The 22,193-nt window shown below is 39.6% G+C and carries 18 protein-coding genes and 3 pseudogenes; 6 read left to right on the forward strand and 15 right to left on the reverse strand.

What is annotated here, in order from left to right:
* Positions 1-39 precede the first annotated feature (39 nt).
* Positions 40-699, forward strand: a complete 660-nt coding sequence (locus tag AC0L7Q_RS16885; protein ID WP_409425924.1) for an NADPH-dependent FMN reductase — start codon at positions 40-42, stop codon at positions 697-699.
* Between the two features lie 16 nt (positions 700-715).
* Here AC0L7Q_RS16885 and AC0L7Q_RS16890 read toward each other — a convergent pair whose 3' ends face one another.
* From AC0L7Q_RS16890 to AC0L7Q_RS16915, 6 genes and pseudogenes are all read right to left on the reverse strand, one after another.
* A complete protein-coding gene (locus tag AC0L7Q_RS16890) occupies positions 716-904 on the reverse strand; it encodes a DUF1289 domain-containing protein (protein ID WP_409425925.1) in 189 nt (62 codons plus the stop codon).
* A 14-nt stretch (positions 905-918) separates the two neighbouring features.
* Positions 919-1,434: a hypothetical protein gene (locus AC0L7Q_RS16895; protein ID WP_075170193.1), complete on the reverse strand. Its 516-nt coding sequence runs from the start codon at positions 1,432-1,434 to the stop codon at positions 919-921.
* 142 nt (positions 1,435-1,576) lie between these two features.
* Positions 1,577-1,920 (reverse strand): annotated as a pseudogene (hisE, locus tag AC0L7Q_RS16900) (phosphoribosyl-ATP diphosphatase).
* A pseudogene (gene hisF, locus AC0L7Q_RS16905) lies at positions 1,911-2,690 on the reverse strand (imidazole glycerol phosphate synthase subunit HisF). The pseudogenes hisE and hisF (AC0L7Q_RS16905) overlap by 10 nt, the downstream one beginning before the upstream one ends.
* Before the next feature lie 481 nt (positions 2,691-3,171).
* Entirely contained in the window at positions 3,172-6,231 is a 3,060-nt protein-coding gene (locus tag AC0L7Q_RS16910) for an efflux RND transporter permease subunit (RefSeq protein WP_409425926.1), read from the reverse strand.
* A gap of 10 nt (positions 6,232-6,241) precedes the next feature.
* Positions 6,242-7,312: an efflux RND transporter periplasmic adaptor subunit gene (locus tag AC0L7Q_RS16915; RefSeq protein ID WP_409425927.1), complete on the reverse strand. Its 1,071-nt coding sequence runs from the start codon at positions 7,310-7,312 to the stop codon at positions 6,242-6,244.
* 541 nt (positions 7,313-7,853) lie between these two features.
* Between AC0L7Q_RS16915 and AC0L7Q_RS16920 the strand changes: the two genes are divergently transcribed.
* Both AC0L7Q_RS16920 and AC0L7Q_RS16925 read left to right on the forward strand, forming a co-directional pair.
* Positions 7,854-8,861 carry a catalase family peroxidase gene (locus AC0L7Q_RS16920; protein ID WP_409425928.1) on the forward strand — a complete coding sequence of 336 codons (1,008 nt, stop codon included), beginning with the start codon at positions 7,854-7,856 and terminating at the stop codon, positions 8,859-8,861.
* 16 nt (positions 8,862-8,877) lie between these two features.
* A complete protein-coding gene (locus AC0L7Q_RS16925) occupies positions 8,878-9,417 on the forward strand; it encodes a cytochrome b (RefSeq protein WP_409425929.1) in 540 nt (179 codons plus the stop codon).
* A gap of 419 nt (positions 9,418-9,836) precedes the next feature.
* On the opposite strand, the gene hisIE is transcribed toward AC0L7Q_RS16925, so the two are convergent.
* From hisIE to AC0L7Q_RS16970, 9 genes are all read right to left on the reverse strand, one after another.
* A complete protein-coding gene (gene hisIE / locus AC0L7Q_RS16930) occupies positions 9,837-10,451 on the reverse strand; it encodes a bifunctional phosphoribosyl-AMP cyclohydrolase/phosphoribosyl-ATP diphosphatase HisIE (protein ID WP_413403248.1) in 615 nt (204 codons plus the stop codon).
* Positions 10,442-11,221: an imidazole glycerol phosphate synthase subunit HisF gene (hisF, locus tag AC0L7Q_RS16935; protein WP_413403250.1), complete on the reverse strand. Its 780-nt coding sequence runs from the start codon at positions 11,219-11,221 to the stop codon at positions 10,442-10,444. The genes hisIE and hisF (AC0L7Q_RS16935) overlap by 10 nt, the downstream gene beginning before the upstream one ends.
* Positions 11,203-11,937: a 1-(5-phosphoribosyl)-5-[(5-phosphoribosylamino)methylideneamino] imidazole-4-carboxamide isomerase gene (locus AC0L7Q_RS16940; RefSeq protein ID WP_413403252.1), complete on the reverse strand. Its 735-nt coding sequence runs from the start codon at positions 11,935-11,937 to the stop codon at positions 11,203-11,205. The genes hisF (AC0L7Q_RS16935) and AC0L7Q_RS16940 overlap by 19 nt, the downstream gene beginning before the upstream one ends.
* A gap of 33 nt (positions 11,938-11,970) precedes the next feature.
* Complete coding sequence (gene hisH, locus AC0L7Q_RS16945; RefSeq protein ID WP_075170186.1) at positions 11,971-12,561, reverse strand: imidazole glycerol phosphate synthase subunit HisH; 591 nt, start codon at positions 12,559-12,561, stop codon at positions 11,971-11,973.
* A complete protein-coding gene (gene hisB / locus AC0L7Q_RS16950) occupies positions 12,558-13,619 on the reverse strand; it encodes a bifunctional histidinol-phosphatase/imidazoleglycerol-phosphate dehydratase HisB (protein ID WP_413403255.1) in 1,062 nt (353 codons plus the stop codon). Before hisB ends, hisH begins: the two co-directional genes overlap by 4 nt.
* A complete protein-coding gene (gene hisC, locus AC0L7Q_RS16955) occupies positions 13,616-14,704 on the reverse strand; it encodes a histidinol-phosphate transaminase (RefSeq protein WP_413403257.1) in 1,089 nt (362 codons plus the stop codon). The genes hisB and hisC overlap by 4 nt, the downstream gene beginning before the upstream one ends.
* A complete protein-coding gene (hisD, locus tag AC0L7Q_RS16960) occupies positions 14,694-15,995 on the reverse strand; it encodes a histidinol dehydrogenase (RefSeq protein ID WP_248527002.1) in 1,302 nt (433 codons plus the stop codon). Before hisD ends, hisC begins: the two co-directional genes overlap by 11 nt.
* Before the next feature lie 6 nt (positions 15,996-16,001).
* Complete coding sequence (gene hisG, locus AC0L7Q_RS16965) at positions 16,002-16,901, reverse strand: ATP phosphoribosyltransferase (protein WP_413403259.1); 900 nt, start codon at positions 16,899-16,901, stop codon at positions 16,002-16,004.
* Positions 16,902-17,594: 693 nt separating this feature from the next.
* Complete coding sequence (locus tag AC0L7Q_RS16970) at positions 17,595-18,497, reverse strand: GlxA family transcriptional regulator (protein WP_409425934.1); 903 nt, start codon at positions 18,495-18,497, stop codon at positions 17,595-17,597.
* A 196-nt stretch (positions 18,498-18,693) separates the two neighbouring features.
* Here AC0L7Q_RS16970 and AC0L7Q_RS16975 point away from each other — a divergent pair, with 196 nt between their 5' ends.
* The 3 genes and pseudogenes from AC0L7Q_RS16975 (at position 18,694) to AC0L7Q_RS16985 (ending at position 22,151) form a co-directional block, all read left to right on the forward strand.
* The gene (locus tag AC0L7Q_RS16975) at positions 18,694-19,314 is read left to right on the forward strand and encodes a transglutaminase-like domain-containing protein (protein WP_409425935.1); all 621 of its coding nucleotides are present in this window, start codon (positions 18,694-18,696) and stop codon (positions 19,312-19,314) included.
* A gap of 129 nt (positions 19,315-19,443) precedes the next feature.
* A pseudogene (locus AC0L7Q_RS16980) lies at positions 19,444-19,670 on the forward strand (hypothetical protein).
* A 303-nt stretch (positions 19,671-19,973) separates the two neighbouring features.
* Entirely contained in the window at positions 19,974-22,151 is a 2,178-nt protein-coding gene (locus AC0L7Q_RS16985) for a M4 family metallopeptidase (RefSeq protein WP_409425936.1), read from the forward strand.
* Positions 22,152-22,193 lie beyond the last annotated feature (42 nt).

Consider the following 22,193-nt stretch of genomic DNA (forward strand, 5'->3'; position numbering starts at 1 on the left):
GAGGTATTTATTTTTGCAATTAAAAAGGAGTGCCGATACATGAAATTTTTAATTTTTCTCGGTTCGGTTAGAAAAAGTACCCCACCTAAGCCTGCGCGTTTAGGGGAAAGGGTAGCGAAAGCATGTGAGCGTTGTTTGGTTGAGTATTACTCTGAGCATGAAATAGAGCTTATTGATCCGCTCGATTATGATTTAGACCCTGTGTTTAAACCGCACTTTGCTTATTCGCAGGCTGAGGCACCTAAACAGCTTGATGATTTAGCGGCAAAAATTAAAGCATTTGATGGCTTTGTTATGGTAAGCCCTGAATATAATCATTCGATGAGTCCAGCACTCGCTAATTTGCTAAACCATTTTGGAAGTTCTCTATTTGGCTATAAACCCAGCGCGATCGTTACCTACTCTGCAGGGCAATGGGGCGGCGTACGCGCCGCTGTTGGTATGCGCAGTTTTTTAAGTGAACTGGGCTGTTTGCCGGTATCAGCAATGATCCATGTTCCAAAAGCGCAAGACGTGTTTATTGAAAGTGGTGACGCAAATAATACGGCAGAGCAAACAGCGTGGGATAGCTATTTTTCGCGCACCTTTAATCAATTAATTTGGTGGGCAGAAGGTGCTAGCAAACAACGTGAAGCGTTAGATCCTAAGCAATTAAGCAAAGATTTTAAACGTGACCCATCACAGCGTAATGCGCCTTAACGGTTAAAAATTTAAGCTAGTCTTTTTTGGCGTCTTCACGAGGGGAGGCCAATATTGTTTCTTTTTGTTCGTCAGTTAAAATAATCCAGTCGAATATTTCGTCGCTGGTGCGACCGCACCCAGTACAGTAGCCATTCATTCTATAACATTCACCGATACAGTCTGTTTTTAAATGAGTGGATTGTTTACTGGGTGTTTGGCGCATACATTCTCTCGTCATTATTTAGTGGCGACGGGCTTTCCTACTTCTAAAGAGGTCGACCAAGTTTTAATTTTTGATAACGTTTTGCTGGTATAAACAGAAATAACCGGCGACTTATCATCAAGTACAAAGGTGGTACGCAGCGACGTTTCTGATTCTTTTTGTGTTTCTAACCAGTTGTTTGTTTTAGTTAAACATTGGCGAGTGAGTTCAACTGCTTGTTGATGCATAGCTACCGCTTGTTGTTGATCTTTGTAGCTTTCTTGGCATTGATAGGTCACAGTTTGATTGTTAAAGCTAGTCACTTGGCAGTTATCGCCAAATACGTTGTACTTTGCAGTCCATACATCTAAATATGAGTTTTGTACTTTAGTGTCTTTTAACGCATCAAAGCGATTATCGAATTCGGTTATTAAGCCATCCATTTTTTCACAGGGCGTTAAGCTGTCTAATTTGGCTTTTTGTTCACTGGTTAAACTGCTACAGCCAGATAAAATAAGGCCCGTGAGTATAAGCGATATATAAGTTTTCATAGTGCGCTATCCTTTTGTAATTGCTACCAAGGATACCTAAGGTAGAGAGTAAATGCTATTGAGAGTCTGAATTAAAAAAGAAAAATTATGGCTTTTTATAACGATGTGCGCCAAATAATGGCGCACACAGTAATCGTTATATTTACTTATGACGACCTTGTAGGCAAGCAGCTACACCAGTGAGCTCTAACTCTTGTCGTTGTAATAGTACAACAAGGTGATACAACAAATCGGCCGATTCGTCGGTAAGTTCATTGTTGTCGTGTTTCATTGCCGCAAGTGCCAATTTTACACCTTCTTCACCTACTTTTTGACAGCTACGGCTTAAGTCTTCTGCGAACAGTGGCGCAGTGTAGCTTTAAGCGCTTCGCTGTTCATAAAGCCTTGCATTAAAATTACGCCAGAGCGGGCATCTTGAACAATGGCAGGGATCATCTTGCTTTTAGCGAAAGCAACTTGAGTTTGGTTTTCTAAGGTTACTTGTATAGTCTTGCTGCCACTTGGTTATCGATTAAAAATTGTTTTAGTTCACCGATGTTTATCACGTTTTTGTGAAAAACACTGGCTGCGAGCGCACCATCTACTTGGCTTTGTTGAAATACATCAACAAAATCTTGCATGCTGCCTGCACCGTCTGAGGCGATTAAAGGAATATCACACAGCTGGCGTATTTTGCTGAGTTGTTCGTTGTCGTAACCGTTGCGAACACCATCTTGGTTCATACAATTTAAAACGATTTCGCCTGCACCTAAGTCTTGTACGCGTTTAACCCATTCTTCGGTTTTATAACGGGTGCGGCTTGACGCATTAGGATCGCCAGTAAGCTGATAAACTAGATATTCACCGGTTGTTTCGTCAAAAAAGCTGTCAATGCCAACAACTACACACTGCTTGCCAAACTCATCATGTAATTCTTTTATTAGCTCTGGACGCGCAATTGCAGGGCTATTAATACTGATTTTGTCAGCGCCATGTTCAAGCACACGAGCTGCATCGGCTACCGATTTAATACCACCGGCTACACAAAATGGAATATCGATATGGCGGGCAATGTTTTCAACCCAATTAACATCGAGTAAGCGTTTTTCAACACTTGCACTGATCTCGTAAAACACCAGTTCATCAGCACCGGCTTCGCTGTAGGCTTTAGCTAGGGTAAGTACATCGCCAACCACTTCGTGGCCTTTAAATTTAACCCCTTTAACGACTTAGCCGTCTTTTACATCTAAACAAGGAATTATGCGTTTTGATAACATGAGAATGCCTAGTTTTAAAATTTTGATTTGAAATAAAGCTGTTTTTACATTTAACGTTTGTATGACTAAATAGAAGACGCATAGACTGCACTTGATATGTTATTTATTTGATAAATTTGAATAGTTAATTTAATGAATGAATCTTAATGCATTACTATGCAATGAATTCTTAGCCTCACCATATAATAGAACTCCGGCTATGTTAATACTTAAAGCTAGAACTTAAAGTGATAATTAATGCCTTAAAAAAATATCCGCTTCAATGCTTATTTAAATTTATAAAATACTAAAATTAAAATATTTATTTTGAAAAATAATAACCGTATCTGAGGGCGTTTTTAGCAGCTATAAGGTTTGAAAGGTATGTTGTATATGCAATATTTTTTAAAAGTTAATTGTGATAATTATATGAATTATTTTGCTCAAAGCTTATAAAAAGGCCATGACTTATTACTAAGCATGGCCATATCTTTGTTGGCGTTTAATTAGTTGCCTGTTCGTCTTGTTTAACATTCATAAAAATGGCGTATAGAACAGGTATTACGATTAATGTAAGCAAGGTAGCAAACAGTAACCCGAATACTAAAACCACAGACATTGATTGGAAAAATGCATCAAAATACAGTGGAATAACCCCTAACACCGTGGTTAGTGTGCCCATCATTACCGGTCTTACCCGACTATTTGCCGAGTCGATAATGGCATTATATGCAGGTTTACCTTGGCGAATTTCCATGTCCATTTGATCTACTAATACAATGGCATTTTTAATTAACAAACCAGAGAGCGACAGTAATCCTAATATACCCATAAACTCTAGTGGTATTTGTGTGGTTACCAGCCCAAACACAACACCAATTAAGGCTAATGGCACAACCAGCCAAATAATAATTGGTTGTTTTAAAGCGTTAAATAACACAATAACAATCAGCACCATGGCTAAAAAGCCCATTGGAATAGTTGAGGCCAACATTTCGTTAGACTCTTTCGATTGTCCGTATTCGCCATCCCATTCAAGTCGATACCCTTGAGGAAGGTCAATGGCTTCTATTTTAGGCCTTACCCGATTAAATAACTCTGAGGCTAGTTCACCCGGCAGAGGATCCGCTTGAGCTTTTATAGTCCATTCGCGGTCTTCACGTTTTAAAATGCCATCGCGCCAGACGGTTTTAAACCCATTGGTTACTTGCGCTAGGGGCAGTGTTTCACCAGTGATATTGCTTTGTACCTGAATATTGCCAATATCGTTTATGTCGACACGTTCCGATTGTGGTGCTCTAACAATAATAGGAATGAGCTCTTCACCTTCACGATACTGTCCAACCACTTGACCAGAAAAGTTCTGCTGTAAGGCTTCAGCAACCGCTTTACGCGTTACACCAGCGCGCTGCGCATTAATAGCAGAGTACTGTGGTTCAATAACACTAATGCGTTGTCGCCATGTATCTTTAATAGACAAGGCGCCACCATCATCAATTAATACTCCTTTTGCTTGTGCAGCTAGCTCTCTTAATACATCTGGGTCGGGGCCTTTAAATGTGGCTTCTATTTTAGAGCCACCACCTGGGCCCATTACAAAACGCCATACTTTGCCCTGAGCATCAACAAAGTTATCGTCAATGTAGTTTTGTACGATTGGTAAGAGTTTATCTAGCTTTTTATAGTCATCGACTTTGGCTAAAATTTGCCCGTAAGAGCTGTTTGGTGACTCGCTACCATAAATAAGCATGTAGCGAAGCCCGCCACCACCAATAAGGGTTTGGATACCTTCAACACCATTTTGTTGCTTTACAAATTCCTCTAACTTGAGCATGTCTTTTTTGGTTTTTTCAATATCGGTACCTTGCGGTAGCCAAAAATCAACCACCATTTGTGGTGTGGTAGAAGCTGGAAAAAATCCTGATTTTACAAATTGAAATCCCCACATAGACACACTAAAGGTGGCAACTACAACGGCAATACTGAGCCAGCGATGATGCAGTGCTGACACCACTACCGATTGATAAAGTGCCATAAGTTTATTTGGCTTCGCTGAGCCTGAGGTATCGTTATCTTGCTCTTTAAACAAGCAATAACAAAATAAGGGGGTTAGGGTAATGGCAAATAACCAGCTGTATAATAAAGAGATTAAAATTACCCAGAATAAATGACCGGTAAATTCGGCGGTATCACCTGGAGCAAGGCCAATAGGCGCAAAAGCAACAATGCCTACCAAGGTACCACCCAGTAGTGGCCACTTAGTTTGCTTGACAACTTCGCTAGCAATTTCTAACTTTTTACGGCCCTTTTGTGTACCAACTAAAATTCCTTCGGTCACAACTATGGCGTTATCAACCATCATGCCTAACGCGATAATAAGCGCACCAAGCGAAATACGATGCATGGGTATGCCGCTAAAATCCATGGTAGCAAGGGTGGCAAAAATGGTTAGCAGTAATACGGCGCCAATAATAATTCCTGAGCGCAAACCCATAAATAGCAGCAGGGTAACCATTACGATCACCAGTGCGACTAAAACATTCACTACAAAGTTGTCGACTGAATCTTGTACTACTTTACCTTGGTGGTAAAACTCATGCACTGTGATGCCAAGCGGTCTGAGGTTTTCAGTTTGTTTTACTTTGTCATCAACGCGGTCAAATACTTTAACCACATTAGCCCCCAATACACTGGCGACCCCAAGTGAAATTGCAGGTTTAGAGTTATAACGGACTAACTTGGTTGCTGGGCTTTGGAAGCCACGGTATACATTGGCAATATCTTTAAGATAAATTGTTTTACCTTCACCGCTAGCACTGACCAATAGATTTTTAATGGTATCAACGGAGTTTATTTCTCCAGTAGGGTCAATAAAAATACGTTGATCGCCAATTTGAGTGTTACCAGCGCTCAATACAGCGTTTTGCTCATCTAAAATGCCGTAAATATTATTAATAGACACGCCTAAAGAGGCTAACTCTTCACGGGCTATTTCTACAAATATGCCTTCTTGCTGCACGCCTGTCATAGCAACTTTGGCTACGCCCTCTACTTGTAAAATGTCACTTTGCAAATCTTTAGCGTAGGCATGTAACTCGTCGGGTGAGTATCCTTCGGCGGTAATTAAATAACTTAAGCCATACACATCACCAAAATCATCATAAACTTGTGGCGTGCCAGTACCAGGCGGTAATGTTGGACGTGTGTCATTTATTTTGTTTCTGAGCTTAGTCCAAATAACTTGCAACTCAGATTTAGTCGGAGAAAACTCTGATTTAATCTCTACTTTAATTTCAGATAAACCCGTAGATGAGGTAGACGATATAGTATCAACTTCTTGCAGTTCTTGAATAGCACGTTCTAGCGGCTCAGTGACCTCTTTTGCAACTTCTAGTGGGCTTGCACCTGAATACGAAACAAACACCTGCGCGGTACGAATTATAAATTCGGGATCTTCAAAGCGAGGCATGTTTTTATAGGATGAAAAACCAAATCCTAGGGTTAAAATAATGAGTATAGTGCTAATTAACTTATTATTGATTGTCCATTTTGCTAAATCCATTATCGCGCTCCTATGCTTTAGTCCAAGGACGTACTTTCATACCCTCAGTCACATAGTTTGCACCTGCACCAATAATTACATCCCCGGCTTTTAAACCGTCAGTGACAATGAGTTGCTCGCCAATGCCATTTTCAATTTTAACGGGAGCTTTCGAAGCTTGCATTGTTTTAGCGTCAACCGTCCAAACAAAGTGTTCTCCGTTTTGTTCAAAAATAGCAAAGGTTGGCACTAGTAAGCGAGTTGTATTTGAGCTGCTTTCACGGGTGATTTTTAGACTGGCATTCATGCCAGGCAATATATTAAGGTTATTTGGTACAGCAAAGGCAAATCGTACTTCATAGGTTTGGCTCGCTGAGTCGGCTTCTAAATTGGCTCGTCTAAATGTTGCAGGAATGGGAGCAGTTGATACATCTTGTAAAATTACTGAGGCTACATTGTTCTGCTTAGAATCAACTGTGGCCACAATAGACGCGGGAATATTTACCACCGCTTCCATTTCACCTTTACCAAATAAAGTAACAACGTGTTGCCCAGCACTTATGTTTTCAAGCTGCTTTACCGGTACTTCTGCAACAATAGCATCGTAAGGCGCTATAATTTTACTGTCAGATAATGCTTTTTGCGCTGAGTCATATTGCGATTCGGCTACTTCTTTTTTAGATTTTAGTTGCTCTATATCACGTTGTGAAATAACCCCATCTTTAACGAGCTTTAAACCACGTTGGTAATCATTATCGGCTGTTTCAAACTGAATTTTGCTCGACTTGACCTCATTAATAAAGTTTCGTTGTTCTAATACAGCGATTACATCGCCTTTGTTTACGTTTTGTGCAGCAATAACGTTAAGCGCTTCTAACTTTCCGCTAACTTGAAAAGCAAGCTTTGAGCTATTTATAGTGTCGATAGTGGCGGGGTAGGTGAGCGTTTTTGATTGCGACTCATCACCTATGGTTATCAGTTTTACCGCACGCGGTTCGTTTTGTTTTTCTGTAGTGACTTCACTTTCTGAGCAACCGGCTAATAAAAGTAGAAACGTGATACTAATCAAATTAAATTGAGTAAAACAACGTGTTTTGATCATATGGCTTACCTTAAATAAAAAGTGCGTTGTTAATTGTTGGCATTTTTTAATCAGTAAAAATTATAAAATAGCCAATTGCGTTTATTTTCGAATTTACCTGAAATGTAAGTTATTAAACTATAACTACTTTAAAAGAAGCAGTAAGGTAGTAGGTAATAAATAACATTGTAATTTCAATAGTTTATTATTGCTGTACCGTTTTGTTTTAATTTGTATGATTTTGTAGAAAGCACCAAAAGTGCAACTTAATACTTGCTTTATGTTGGGCTAAGTATAATTAATAATCAACATTTTAAAAGCAGACGCCTAAAATATTAGCTATGTAGTATTAAAACCACAAACTGTACTTTTTACAATTTAAATTGAAATATTAATTGCTTAGGAGCGGTCTTGTAAGAGTGATGTTGGTATTGCTTGATAAAAACACTTCAACTCAAAGCATCACTCAGCAATGGTTAGCCATTATTTTCGCGGGTAATTTTAACTGTGAAAAATTCCAACATAGTCATCAAAAAATAATCATACGAGGTCAAATCCTACCATGAGTAAAAAAATCATCTTAATAGCAATTATTAGCTTATTTGCCCTGACTATTTTGTATTTTACTGGCGCATTTAATCGTGATGCAGTGACTGCACAGCGTTTTGTTAATTTACAGCAAGGTGATAAAACCCATAAGGGATTTCGCCGAGCACACACAAAAGGTATTTGTTTAGCAGGCTCTTTTGAGTCAACGGGTGAGCTTGCTAAGTATTCGCAAGCGAAGGTATTTGATTTAGGGGCCACTCCTTTTGTAGGTCGCTTTTCTATTGCGGGTAATAATCCAACTGCACCTGATTTAAAAGCTCCAGTTCGTAGTTTAGCGTTTTCTATAACTGCTGATGATAACCAAGAATGGCGGGTGGCAATGAATACGCCTCCGGTTATGGCCGTAGCTACGCCAGAAGCGTTTTTTAAACAACTACAAGCACTTTCACCCGATCCGGTGACTAAAAAGCGCAGCCCAGAAAAAATTAAAGCGTTTTTTGCAGCACACCCTGAAAGTGCTGCTTTTAATAACTGGAAAGCAAGCTACACGCCAACCAGTAGCTTTGCCACTGAGCAATACCACAGTATCAATGCGTTTTATTTGATGGATGAGAATGATGAAAAGCATGCCGTACGCTGGATTGCTAAACCACAATTAAGTGATGAAAATATCCAATCACTTAATAATAATTCACCAGATGCGTTGCAACTACAACTTAAAGACCAAGTAGCTCAGTCTCCGGTTAAGTTCGATATGCTGTTTAGCTTTGCAACCGAAGAAGATGATGAAAACAACCCAACTGTTTTATGGCCACAATCGCGCAAAACGATTAACGCCGGTACGTTAGTAATATCACGCTTGCAAGCACAACAGGGTGGGGTATGTGAAAACATGAACTTTGATCCGCTGGTATTACCAACAGGTATTGAGCCAAGTGCCGATCCTATTTTACGTGCCCGTGGCGCTGCGTATGCAGAGTCATTTCGTCGTCGTGCTAAAGAAGTACTTTTAAATAATTAATCACAGGAACGAGTCAATGAACACAATTACTAAATACTCAGCGTCGAGTATGCTTATTCACTGGGCGATGGCATTAATTATACTTTCTATGTTATTTCTTGGTTTATCGATGGTACAAAGTTTAGCCGTATGGCAAGTAGAAGCTATACAACTACATAAATCGTTTGGCGTGTTAGCACTGATATTAGTGGCGATAAGATTAATTAATAAAGTAATGCATAAAAGCCCTGCATTACCCCAAAGTGTGCCTAAAGCACAAGCTTTAGCGGCACATTTAACCCAAGTGGGCTTATATGCGTCTATGATTTTAATGCCAATTTCAGGCTGGTTAATGCAAAGTGCTGACGAACGTTCTGTGAGCTTTTTTGGTATATTTACTTTGCCTGATTTAGTTAGTAAAAATATTGAGACCTATGCATTTTTTCGTGAAGCACATGGCTTAATTGCTTATGCATTTTTACTGTTTATTTTTATGCATGTAAGCGCTGCACTTTATCATGGTTTAATAAAGCAAGATGGCGTATTGGGTTCTATGTTACCGGGTAAGCATAAATAATTTAGTCAAAGTTAATTAGGGGCTGTTGACCTTTTGAGATTAAATTTGCAGCAGTCTGTTTGGTGTTTAGGCAGAGCTTATGTGGTGTGGTTATTCTACATAAATAGGCGATAACGCAGCATCAATGCCAAACAGGCGCTGCCCGAAGGGTTCTGCCTAGAGGCGATTTTGCCTACATGGATGTAAGCCAGTAGAATAACGCAGGAGCAGTTATCGAGCCCACTAGGTTGCAAACCTCGCGCCGCGATTAAACCGCCCCCTAGTTTGAACAAATATTAATCCGTAAAGGTCAGCAGACCCTAGTTAAAGGATACCTAAGGGAGAGAATAAATGCTATTGAGAGGCTGAATTAAAAAGAAAAATTATGGCTTTTTATAACGATGTGCGCCACATAATGGCGCACACAGTAATCGTTGTATTTACTTATGACGACCTTGTAGGCAAGCAACTACATCAGTGAGTTCTAACCCTTGGCGTTGTAGTAGTACAACTAGATGATACAACAAATCGGCCGATTCGTTGGTAAGTTCATTGTTGTCATGTTTCATTGCTGCAAGTGCCACTTCTACACCTTCTTCACCTACTTTTTGACAGCTACGGCTTAAGTCTTCTGCGAACAGTGAGGCGGTGTAGCTTTTAGCTGGATCATCATTTTTACGCTCAACAATGACATCTTCTAATTGTGCTAAAAAGCTTAAGCTTGGTTTAGCATCATCGCCAAAGCAGCTTTGTGTGCCTAAGTGGCATGTTGGGCCCTCTGGGTTAGCCATTACTAAAATTGAGTCGTAGTCACAATCGGTATGAACCGATACCACATTTAAGTAGTTTTCTGATGATTCGCCTTTAGTCCATAAACGCGATTTAGAACGCGAATAAAAGGTCACTTTATTGCTCTCAAGCGTAACTTTTAACGCTTCGCTGTTCATAAAGCCTTGCATTAAAATAACGCCAGAGCGGGCATCTTGAACAATAGCAGGGATCATTTCGCTTTTAGCAAAATCAACTTGGGTTTGGTTTTGTTGTGTTAATTGCATAATCTTGCTGCCACTTGGTTATCGGTTAAATATTGTTTTAATTCGCCAATGTTAATCACATTTTTGTGAAAAACGCTTGCTGCCAATGCGCCATCGACTTCGCTTTGTTGAAATACATCAACAAAGTCTTGCATACTACCTGCACCGCCTGAGGCGATTAAAGGAATATCACACAGCTGGCGTATTTTGCTGAGTTGCTCGTTGTCGTAACCGTTGCGAACACCATCTTGGTTCATACAATTTAAAACGATTTCGCCTGCACCTAAGTCTTGTACGCGTTTAACCCATTCTTCGGTTTTATAACGAGTGCGGCTTGACGCATTAGGATCGCCGGTTAATTGATACACTAAGTATTCGCCGGTTACTTCATCGTAAAAGCTGTCAATACCTACAACAACACATTGCTTACCAAATTCATCGTGTAGCTCTTTTATGAGTTCAGGGCGTGCAATAGCAGGGCTGTTGATACTTATTTTATCGGCACCACGCTCTAAAACCCGTGCTGCATCGGCTACCGATTTAATACCGCCAGCCACACAAAATGGAATATCAATGTGGCGGGCAATGTTTTCAACCCAGTTAACATCAAGTAGGCGTTTTTCAACACTTGCGCTGATTTCGTAAAAAACCAGTTCATCGGCACCAGCATCGCTGTATGCTTTTGCCATTGTTAAAATATCACCAACAACTTCATGGCCTTTAAATTTAACGCCTTTTACTACTTGGCCGTCTTTAACATCTAAACACGGAATTATGCGTTTTGATAGCATGCTAACGCCTCCTCAACACTAAATGCGCCATCAAGTAGTGACTTACCTAAAATTACGCCGCCCACACCAAGCTCTTTTAGTTTTTTAATGTCATCAAGTGAACTTACGCCACCAGAAGCTTGCACTTTAATAGTGCTGTTGTGACGAGTTAAATCTTCATATAATTCAAACGATGGACCTGTCATGGTGCCGTCTTTACTGATGTCCGTACATAAAAAGTCAATAACACCTAAGCTCACATAAAAATCAACAAGCTCAAGTAAACCAAACTCTGACTCGCTCAACCAACCGTTTGTAGCTGGTGCCCAGCCTGTGGCTGTTTTATTTACATCAAGGGCAATTACAAAGTGCTCGGCGCCAAATTGTTCAATCCAGGCTTTTACTTGCTCGCGTTTTTCTACCGCCATTGAGCCAATAACCACTTGGTTAGCACCGGCTTTTAGCCAATCGCTCACGTCTTGCTCTGAGCGAATACCGCCGCCCACTTGGTACGGTACATTAAGCGCTTTAGTTGCAGCTTGAATATGTTGCCACTGTTTTTTACTTGGATCGCGTGCGCCTTCTAAATCTACAAGGTGCAATTTACCTGCGCCGCTGTCGGCGTATTCTTTTAACCGTGCGCCAAGCTCAAAAGGATAAAACTGGGCGGTGTCGTATTTACCTTGGTATAAACGAACAATTTGATTTTGTAATACGTCTAATGCTGGAATAATCACAAATAATCTCTTTATTGTTGGTTAATGGGCCGTTTATAACTGCCAATCAACAAAATTTTGTAATAAACGGGTGCCTACTTTTGCACTGCGCTCAGGGTGAAATTGCATGCCAGCGTAGTTGTCTTTAGCAACTATGGCTGAAAAGGTTTGGCCGTATTCGCCGCTTACAAGTGTTGCGTCGTTTACGGTGTGCGCAAAGCTATGAACAAAGTACACTTGCTCGTCTTGTGTTAACCCTTTAGTAAGTGCATGCTCTTTATTAATGCTTAGGTTATTCCAACCCATATGCGGCGACGTTAAACTACCAACATCAAGGGCTTTTACTTGCCCTGGTATTTTACCTAAGCACTGCACATTACCTTCTTCGGTGCTTTCGCACAGTAACTGCATACCTAAACAAATTCCCATAAGTGGACGCTGGTATTCGTTTATAGCTTGTTGCCAGCCGTTATCTACAAGGCGTTTCATGGCAACTGATGCATGGCCAACACCGGGTAATATTGCACGTTCAAAGCCTTTTAACTGCTCTGGCGTGGTAATTACCGTTGGCGTTTGCCCTAAGCGTTCAAAGGCAAAACGCACTGAATTTATATTGGCACACCCGGTATTAATTATGGCAATCATAAACATCCCTTAGAGCTGGCTGTTTGTTGGCTGGTGTCTTGTGCTACTGCCATACGAAGAGCACGTGAAAACGCTTTAAATAAGCCTTCTACTTGGTGATGACAGTTACCGTCACTCACCGATAGAATAAGGCTAATCGCGGCGTTATCGCTTAAGCTTTTAAAAAAGTGCTCAACCATTTGTACGTCTAAATCACCGGCTTTTTCACGGCTAAAGTTAGCGTTTAATACAAATGAAGCGCGACCTGATAAATCAATTTGTGCCTCTGCTTTACATTCATCCATTGGCAGTGCAAAACCATAGCGCGCTATTTGCGATTTAGTGCCAAGCGCTTGTTTAAGCGCAACACCTAGTGCAATACCAATGTCTTCAACAAGGTGGTGCTCGTCTATGTGTAAATCGCCTTTGGCTTTAATGTTTAAACCAATGTTGGCGTGCGTGCGAATTTGATCAAGCATATGATCAAAAAAGCCAAGGCCAGTGTCTATGCTGCCATTTTTCGTTTGATCAAGGTTAACCGCTACATCTATTTGTGTTTCTTTAGTGTTGCGTGTCACACGGCCTTCGCGGTTGGCTGTGGTTAGCTTGGTAACAATGGCAGGCCAGCTGCCATCGTACAAAATGCCTTCACAACATAAGTTTTGCGCAAGGCCAATATCGGTTTGGCGATCGCCAATTACATATGAACGTGCTAAATCAACTTTGCCTGAGCGCATAAGTTCAGTTAATAAACCCGTTTTAGGTTTACGGCAATCACAGTTTTGCTCGTCAAAGTGTGGACAAATTAATACTGACTCAAAGCTAATGCCTTGGCTTTGTAAGATGTCCATCATTTTGTCTTGAGCAATGTTGAAATCGGCAGTTGGAAAGCTGTCTGTGCCCAAGCCATCTTGATTCGATACCATCACTAAGCGATAGCCTGCTGCTTGCAGTTGCAATAAGGCAGGAATGACACCTGGTAAAAACGCTAGTTTTTCAAGGCTGTCGACTTGTTTATCGGTGATTGGCTCTTCAATAATAGTGCCATCGCGGTCTATAAATAAATAGGGGTTACTCATGATACTTCCTGTTGTGCTGCGGTTTGTGGCAATTGCAGGCCATCTAACCAAATTTTTACTTGTTCTAATTCTTGTTCATTACCAATTGAAATACGTAGCCAATCATCTTCATTAAATAAGGTGAAGGCGCGCATTACTAAGCCTTGTTTAAGCGCTTGTTTAAAGTAATCCTTGTTAGCTAACTTTAAAGTAACGAAGTTGCCTTCACCAGTGAGTATTTTTAATACTGCAGGGGAGGCGTTTAACCAGTCAATAAGCTTTAACTTTAAGCTATTTAAAATCGTTACTTGGCGACGCATTGAGGTAATGGCATCAGGGGCAATGGCTTGTGCTGCAATGCTGGCCACCACACCCGATACCGGATACGGTGCAATGACTTTACGAATAGGCGCTAATACACTGGCCTGAGCGAGAGTAAACCCTGTTCTTAAACCCGCGAGTGCGAATGCTTTTGAGAGTGTACGAAGTACAACAATGTTACTAAACTCGTTTATAAGTTGTGTTGCACTTTGCTCTGGACAAAACTCTATGTAGGCTTCATCAACAATCACTAATGCTTTACCTGCAAGCGCAGTGGCAATGGCTTTTACTTTATCTAGCGGCGTTAAGCTTCCAGTTGGATTATTTGGATTACAAATAAACACTAGTTTTGAGCTACCCACAGCGGCAACTATTTCATCCACGCTGCCATTTAACAAAAGCGCTTGTGTTAGGCCATTGATTGCGACGTTGTGTGTATCGGCCGTTACTTTGTACATACCATATGTTGGTAAAAATAGTGCAATACTGTCTTTTGACGGTTCACAGTAGGTACGTACTAATAATTCAATGCCTTCATCGGCACCGCGAGTCATTAATACATTTTCGTTTTCAAGCTCAGCATAGGCAGCGTAGCGGTCAATAACCAATTTAGGCTGAGGGTCGGGGTAACGATTCAAGTCTTCAATTGTTATTTCAAGGTTTTTAGCATACGGGCTTTCGTTCGCATTGAGCCACGTTGTACCGGTTAACTTCTCACTTTTAGCTGAGCTATACGCAGCAAGCGCTGCAATATTATCAGGTAATAAGCCGCTATCATTGCTCATTTTTTATTGCCTCTAAACGAATTGAAACCGCATTAGCGTGGGCATCTAGGCCTTCTGCATCTGCTAAGGGTAAAATAGCTTTTGAAAGCTCAGTTAAGCCACGTTTACTGATGGTCTGTACTGTGTAAGTACGGAAAAAATCAAGTAAATTCAAGCTAGAATAAGTTGCACTGTAACCATAAGTGGGTAACACGTGATTAGTGCCTGAGGCATAATCGCCCGCTGACTCAGGGGTGTAATCGCCAACAAATACAGAGCCTGCATTCTTTACTTTATCTAAATAAGGAGTGGCATCGCCAAGCTGTAATATTAAGTGCTCTGGCCCGTATTGCGCTGATACGTCGAACGCTTGGGCTACTGAATCAACTAGAATAAGTGACGAATTAGCCAGTGCCTGCTCGGCAGTGTCTTTTCGACTTAAGTTAGCTAATTGACGAGTAAGTGCGTCTTGCGTTTGTTCAATAATCGTTTCACTGTTACATAATAAAATAACTTGTGAGTCAGCCCCGTGTTCTGCTTGAGACAGTAAGTCGGCAGCAATAAACTCTGGGTTTGCACGTTCATCTGCAATCACTAACACTTCTGACGGCCCTGCTGGCATATCAATCGCCATACCTGGAATCGTTTGGGCGACTAACTGTTTTGCCATAGTAACAAAGCTGTTACCTGGGCCAAAAATCTTATTCACTTTAGGAACAGACTCTGTGCCATAGGCCATAGCAGCAATCGCGCCTGCACCACCGCTTTCAATAATTGTGGTGATACCACATAATTTAGCGGCATATAAAATAGCCGGGTTAATTGCTTTATCACCTTGTACTGGGGTGGTTAATACCACGGTTTTTGCACCGCTTAACTGCGCCAATACACCTTGCATAATAACCGATGATGGAAGAGGGGCACTTCCGCCAGGTACATAAATACCGACTGCTTCGATGGCTTGATATTTCAGTTCACAGTCAACACCTGGTTGAGTCGATAACTTAATATCTTTTGGCAGTTGCGCTTGGTGAAAACATTTCACATTGGCATAAGCGGTATCAATTGCATACTTAAGCTCTGGGCTTAGCATTTTCTCAGCGGCATTAATTTCATCAAGTGGAACTCGTAAACGCGGCTCGGCTCGGTTATCAAACTCTTTCGCTAACGCAAGTAATGCGGCGTCGCCTTGTGCATTTACTTTTGCCAAAATAGTTTGGCAAATGCTTTCTACTTTTTCACTCGCTGATACAGCAGGGCGCATAAGCGCCGCTGCTTGAACTTGTGAAGATTCCTCATTCCAACGAAGCATGGCTTGTTACTCCATCATTTTTTCAATTGGCATAACTAAAATAGAATTGGCACCAAGTGCTTTAAGTTGCTCCATGGTTTCCCAAAATAGGGTTTCGCTGCTCACTATGTGTAGGGCAACATATTCATCGTTACCTGCAAGGGCAAGTAAGGTAGGTTGACCAGCGCCTGGTAAAATTTCACAAATTTCATCAAGCTTATTTTTTGGTGCGTGTAGCATAATGTATTTGCTTTCTTTAGCTTGCTTAACACCACGTAAACGAGGCATTAGTTTATTAATCAGTGCTAATTTTTCAGGATCTTGTAGCTGAGTGTTTTGGATTAAACAGGCATTTGACTCTAAAATAGTATCACCTTGCATTAAGCCATTTGCTTCAAGTGTTGCGCCTGTAGAGACTAAATCACAAATAGCATCGGCAAGTCCTGCTCGTGGGGCTACTTCCACTGAACCTGTTAACATTACTGTACTGGCGTTGATGCCTTCGCGTTTTAGGTATTGGCTTAAAATTTCTGGGTAAGTGGTTGCTATACGTTTGCCTTCAAACCAGCTCTTGTCTTGTTTACCAAGTTCTTGTGGCCATGCAAGTGCTAAACGACAGTAACCAAAGTCAAGTTTAGCAAGCTTTGTTACTTCACTCGGTACACCTTGGCGCTCTCTTTCTGCTTGTACTTCAACTAATACGTTTTCGCCAACAATACCTAAATCACATACACCATCCATAACTAAGCCTGGAATATCGTCATCGCGCACACGTAAAACGTCGATAGGCATGTTGGTTGAGTGTGCTATAAGGCGCTGCTCACGAAGATTGAGTTTTACACCCAGTTGTTTAAGCAGTTCTTGACAATCTTTAGATAGGCGGCCACCTTTTTGGATGGCGATACGAAGACGATTACTATTATTCATTACTCATTTTCCTTTAATTTAAAAACTAAAAACCCCGAGGGAAACCTCAGGGCGAAAATGAATCTTGGTATGTTGATTCGCCAGAGGTTTCCTTTTAGGAACAACCTCTCAGCGAAAGACCTGACAGGTTATTCCGATGAATGATGGTGGTGATGTACAACTGTCAGTGAATTAAGCATTTTTTATATCCTGTTTGGCTAATCGTTATTGTGTTAACGCTTAGCTGCAATCTGTTTAATAAATTTCGCATTTATAAAAACATATTAACCGATATCATGGCAAGGAAAATTTTCTTTAATTAAAGAATACCTTATAACTGCCGGTACTAAGAATATAACCCATTTCAATTAGTGTTACATGAATTGTTTGATTTTTACTCATCAATTAGCTGAGTTCTTGAAGGATGTAGGCATATCTATGATGCCCACTTATTTGGATAAAGTAATCGGTTTGTAGCATGAATCTAAAGGTATGTCTTATATCGCAGATGTGTAAAACGGTGAAGCTACCAAAAAATTACAACTTGAATTACAAAAAGAAAAAACGAAGTGCTTTATAAAGAGTAAACTAAATCACAAATAAAACGGTAACCAAAATGATGATGGAATTGAACTCTTGGGCTTAAATCATTATTTAAACAAAGTTAATTAATCATTTTTACGCCACTTTGCAGGTGTTAACCCTGTGCTTTTTTTAAATAAGCGAGAAAAAACTACTGTTTTCATACCCTACGTCTACTGATATTTCGTTCACGGTTTTATCTGTTGCTAATAACTGTTTTTTGGCTCTATCTATGCGTACTTCTTGTACATATTTGTTGATTGATATACCTGTTGCTTGTGAGAATCGTCTTTTTAAATTGCGTTCACTAAAATTAAATTGTTTTGCTAATTTATTGATAGTGATTACACCGTTTGAGTAATTATGAATCCAATCTTGTACTTCGTTAATTTTTTCGTCTCTGTGATTATTAAATTGAGGCAAAATAAGGTTTAACTTACCAGAGTCAGAAATAAGTAAATGAGTAGCGCACTGCTGAGAAAAACGATCGCCTTTGTCTCGAGCAACAAGGCTTAAAAGTACGCTAATACCCGCTTCAAAAGAGCCCGTTGTATATATATTCCCCTTTCTTAAATACGATTTATGACTAATAAATTGGCAATCAGGAAATAATCCACTTAGCGGCTTGACTAAGCTCCAATGCGTAGCAATCACCGTTTTATTTAATTTACCTGTTGCTGCTAAAAAATATGAGCCATTACTTAAACAAAGAATAGACGTATTACTACTTATTTTAGGTTTTAACCATTCAACAATTAACTCAGTGCCCCGTGGCATATTTTTTAATTTAGAACCTTCTATCGGCGGTATAATAACTAAGTCATACTGCTTATCAGTAAGTGACTTATCGGCAATAACCAGTGAATTACTCGAGCTTGTTATAGGTGCACCGTCGGTCGTTATTATTTCTACGTTATAACTTTGAGGTAATGAGTAATGTGTGTCGAGTAAAGAAACAATGGTAAAAAAATCTTTAGCTAAAAATACGCTAACAGCCCAGCAGCCCTCATAGGCAATAATTGCTATATTTTTCATAATTCTTATGGCCCAATCGGACTATTTAAAATGCCTGTGCAGACATAGTATTTTAATTTTTGTATAAGTAACATTAAAAGATACTTTAAAGACTTATATAGTTTTAAACTTATTGTTTTAAAATGCTTTTTTACTATTAAAAAATATAGCTAAACTATCTGTAATTACAATAAATACATTCGTTAAGGGGACAGGTTTGAAGCAGTACTTACAAAATGATGCTTTTTTCAATCACAAGCATAATGAAATTAATAGCTGGCTAAAAAAGGTAAAAGGCAATGACGAACGCACTAAGGCCGTTTCAATATATTACCTTGTAAGAGATGGAATTAAATATGATCCTTTTACACTTTTAGATGGAGCAAAGTCACTAAGTAGTGATTATTGCTTGGATAATAAAGCAGCATATTGTATTCCAAAGGCATCATTACAAATAGCATTAAGCCGAGCTTGTAATATTCCTGCACGATTAGGTTTAGCTGATGTTCGTAACCATTTGAGCACTCCTAAATTAGATGAGTTACTAAAGAATGAAGTGTTTACAATGCATGCTTACGTGGAGCAGTTTATTGAAGGTGAATGGGTTAAATCGACCCCTGCTTTTAATAAGGAACTATGCGACTTAGTTAAAATAAAACCGCTAGAATTTGATGGGGTTAATCATTCTTTATTTCATCAATTTACTACAGATGGCAAAAAGCACATGGAATATTTAAAAGATCACGGTCAATATGCTGTAATGCCAACAGCATTTATTAATCAAAATTGTGAGCTTTATTACCCGCATTTAAAACTTAATTTTAGCAATATTGAATAATGTATTAATCGATATGACGGCAAGAAAATTTAATGAATATCTTACCGCTGCCGATAACATTGACAGTATTGCTTTATTTATCAACAGTTTTATATTTATTAAATTACGCCTAACCTGCTGGAGGTACACATGGATATAATGATCCCCTATTTAGGGCAAATTACCCGTTTAGCGCTTGAATCTAAAGGTGCTTTTCATATTGCAGGGGTGCAACAAAGCGCTAGAGCAAAACAAGTTGAACTTGAAGAGCGTAAAAAGAAAGAGATAGAAAAGCAAAAAAAATATCGACAACAAATGCTGATGAACATAATAAAAATACAGATGATAACGATAAACACCTCGATACATGGGCATAATAATTAAATATGCCCTCCACTTTTTTCGTAATTCTTATTACGTGCCTTTCTTTTTTACAAATTACAACCTCTACTTTGTAACTTTAAATTTACAAATTAAATATTTAAAATTCATTAAAACGAAACTAAAAATCATTTAACATTGATTTTTAACACTTTATTTTTGTTGGCTAATACTTTAATTGTAAATTTTTTGTTTAATTTCCATTTGGTCATTTTGTGACCTACGCTGATCCTGAATCGGGAACAGGTAGTGCCGGTTAGTATAAATATACTATTAACAAAACAAAATGGAGCGTAACCGTGAATTTATCAAAAATCACAATAGCAACCCTTGCGGCTTTTACTCTAGTACAAGCACCAGCAGCGGTAGCTGCGAATAAAAAATACCTTAGTGAGCAGTCAAATAACATCAATAAAGCGCAAAGTAGTGTTGTATCACCTAATGATACTAACCTAGCTGCAAAAATTGGCTTGGAGTCAGGGAATAAATTAGTCGTAGTAAAAGAAATTAAAAGTAAAAATGGAGATATAACCAAACGATATCAACAGTTCTTTAACGATTTACCCGTTATAGGAGATACCGTTAGCCTAACATTCAAAAATGGCCAGCTAAAACACTCTCATGGCGCTGCTGTTTATGATCTTGCTACAGATATTAATAGTGTTACTCCTAAGTTAAGTAAAAATAAAGCAATTACAAAAGGGTTGCAACAATCAGATATAGCAATAAAAACCGCTGATTTGAAAAAGTATAATGAAAAATCTCAACTAGCAATTTGGCTAGACGAACAAGGTACTGCTCATTTGGTTTATGAGGTGTCTTATGTAACTTATGGTCGAAACCCTGCGAGACCTTATCAAATTATTGATGCAAATAATGGAGATATTCTATTTAGCATCGATAACCTCCAACATGCTGATGCGACTGGTCCAGGTGGAAACTTGAAGACGGGCAAATATGTTTATGGCACTGATTTTGATAGTTTGAATGTAACTCAATCGGGCAGTAATTGCGTGATGGAAAATAGTAACGTTAGAACTATTAATTTAAATGGTGGGACGAGCGGAACAAATGCCTATTCATTTACCTGTCCTGAGAATACCTTTAAAGAAATTAATGGTGCTTACTCACCTTTAAATGATGCACATTATTTCGGCAACGTAATTTATAACATGTATAACGATTGGATTGGTACGCCACCACTATCTTTTCAATTAAAAATGAGAGTGCATTATAGCAACAATTATGAAAATGCATTTTGGGATGGCAGTGCAATGACTTTTGGAGATGGTCAAAATACATTTTATCCACTTGTAAGCTTAGATGTATCAGCCCATGAAGTAAGCCATGGGTTTACCGAGCAAAATTCAGGTCTGATCTATAACAGCAAATCAGGCGGGCTGAATGAAGCTTTTTCTGATATGGCAGGTGAGGCTGCAGAGTATTACATGAAAGGAAGTAATGATTGGCTCGTAGGTCAAGACATATTCAAAGGTAATGGTGCTTTGCGATACATGAATAATCCAACACAAGATGGGCGCTCGATTGATAAACAAAGCGATTATACTAGTGGTATGGATGTACATTACAGTTCAGGTGTTTACAACAAAGCGTTTTATAACCTAGCCACGACTGCTGGATGGAATACAAAAAAAGCATTTGAAGTGATGGCGCGTGCTAATCAACTGTATTGGACTGCCAGTACTAACTGGGATATCGCCGGTAATGGTGTTATGGACGCAGCCTGTGATCTAAACTACGACACACAGGACGTAAAAGCGGCGTTAAGTGCTGTTGGTGTAAACTCTAGTTTGAGTGCTGGTAGTTCGTGTGATTCAGGTTCCGAAATAGAAGCGCTTTCAAATGACATCCCACGCACGGGGATCAGCGGTGCAGCCAAACAACAAATATTCTTTACGCTTGATGTTCCACAAGATGCCGGTAACTTATCATTTACCACATCAGGTGGAACAGGCGATGCTGATTTGTATGTAAAATTTGGGTCTAAGCCAACGCTAAATAGCTTTGACTGTAATAGCACAACGTCAACAAGTAATGAAAGTTGCGCTATCGGTAATGTTCAAACCGGCACTTATTATGTAATGGTTGAGGCATGGAATCAAATCTCAGGAGTCACATTACTTGGCAGTTATGATGGCGATACTGGGGGTACAACGCCTATAAATCGAACTGAAGAAAATGTAGCTGTAAGCTCTGGAGGCTGGACTCGATTTACGCAAAGTTTAGGTTCAGGTTATAGCTCACTTAATGTTTCAATTGCGGGTGGCAGTGGCGATGCGGATTTATATGTAAACTTTGGCGCAGCATCAGATACAAATACTTATGTTTGTCGCCCATATAAAAATGGCAATAACGAAAGTTGTACTATCGATAACCCACAAGCAGGGACTTGGCACATTGATTTACAAGGATACCGCAATGCAAGTGGTGTAACGCTTACTATTCAAGCTAACTAAATCAATTCCTAGGGGAGCGTCCGCTCCCTTTTTTATCTTAGT

The organism is Pseudoalteromonas sp. KJ63-1 (genome assembly GCF_055808145.1).

Coding starts and splice junctions, on each gene's coding strand:
- AC0L7Q_RS16885 (WP_409425924.1), top strand. CDS start 40: ATGAAATTTTTAATTTTTCTCGGTTCGGTTAGAAAAAGTACCCCACCT.
- AC0L7Q_RS16890 (WP_409425925.1), bottom strand. CDS start 904: ATGCGCCAAACACCCAGTAAACAATCCACTCATTTAAAAACAGACTGT.
- AC0L7Q_RS16895 (WP_075170193.1), bottom strand. CDS start 1,434: ATGAAAACTTATATATCGCTTATACTCACGGGCCTTATTTTATCTGGC.
- AC0L7Q_RS16910 (WP_409425926.1), bottom strand. CDS start 6,231: ATGGATTTAGCAAAATGGACAATCAATAATAAGTTAATTAGCACTATA.
- AC0L7Q_RS16915 (WP_409425927.1), bottom strand. CDS start 7,312: ATGATCAAAACACGTTGTTTTACTCAATTTAATTTGATTAGTATCACG.
- AC0L7Q_RS16920 (WP_409425928.1), top strand. CDS start 7,854: ATGAGTAAAAAAATCATCTTAATAGCAATTATTAGCTTATTTGCCCTG.
- AC0L7Q_RS16925 (WP_409425929.1), top strand. CDS start 8,878: ATGAACACAATTACTAAATACTCAGCGTCGAGTATGCTTATTCACTGG.
- hisIE (WP_413403248.1), bottom strand. CDS start 10,451: ATGCAATTAACACAACAAAACCAAACCCAAGTTGATTTTGCTAAAAGC.
- hisF (WP_413403250.1), bottom strand. CDS start 11,221: ATGCTATCAAAACGCATAATTCCGTGTTTAGATGTTAAAGACGGCCAA.
- hisH (WP_075170186.1), bottom strand. CDS start 12,561: ATGATTGCCATAATTAATACCGGGTGTGCCAATATAAATTCAGTGCGT.
- hisB (WP_413403255.1), bottom strand. CDS start 13,619: ATGAGTAACCCCTATTTATTTATAGACCGCGATGGCACTATTATTGAA.
- hisC (WP_413403257.1), bottom strand. CDS start 14,704: ATGAGCAATGATAGCGGCTTATTACCTGATAATATTGCAGCGCTTGCT.
- hisD (WP_248527002.1), bottom strand. CDS start 15,995: ATGCTTCGTTGGAATGAGGAATCTTCACAAGTTCAAGCAGCGGCGCTT.
- hisG (WP_413403259.1), bottom strand. CDS start 16,901: ATGAATAATAGTAATCGTCTTCGTATCGCCATCCAAAAAGGTGGCCGC.
- AC0L7Q_RS16970 (WP_409425934.1), bottom strand. CDS start 18,497: ATGAAAAATATAGCAATTATTGCCTATGAGGGCTGCTGGGCTGTTAGC.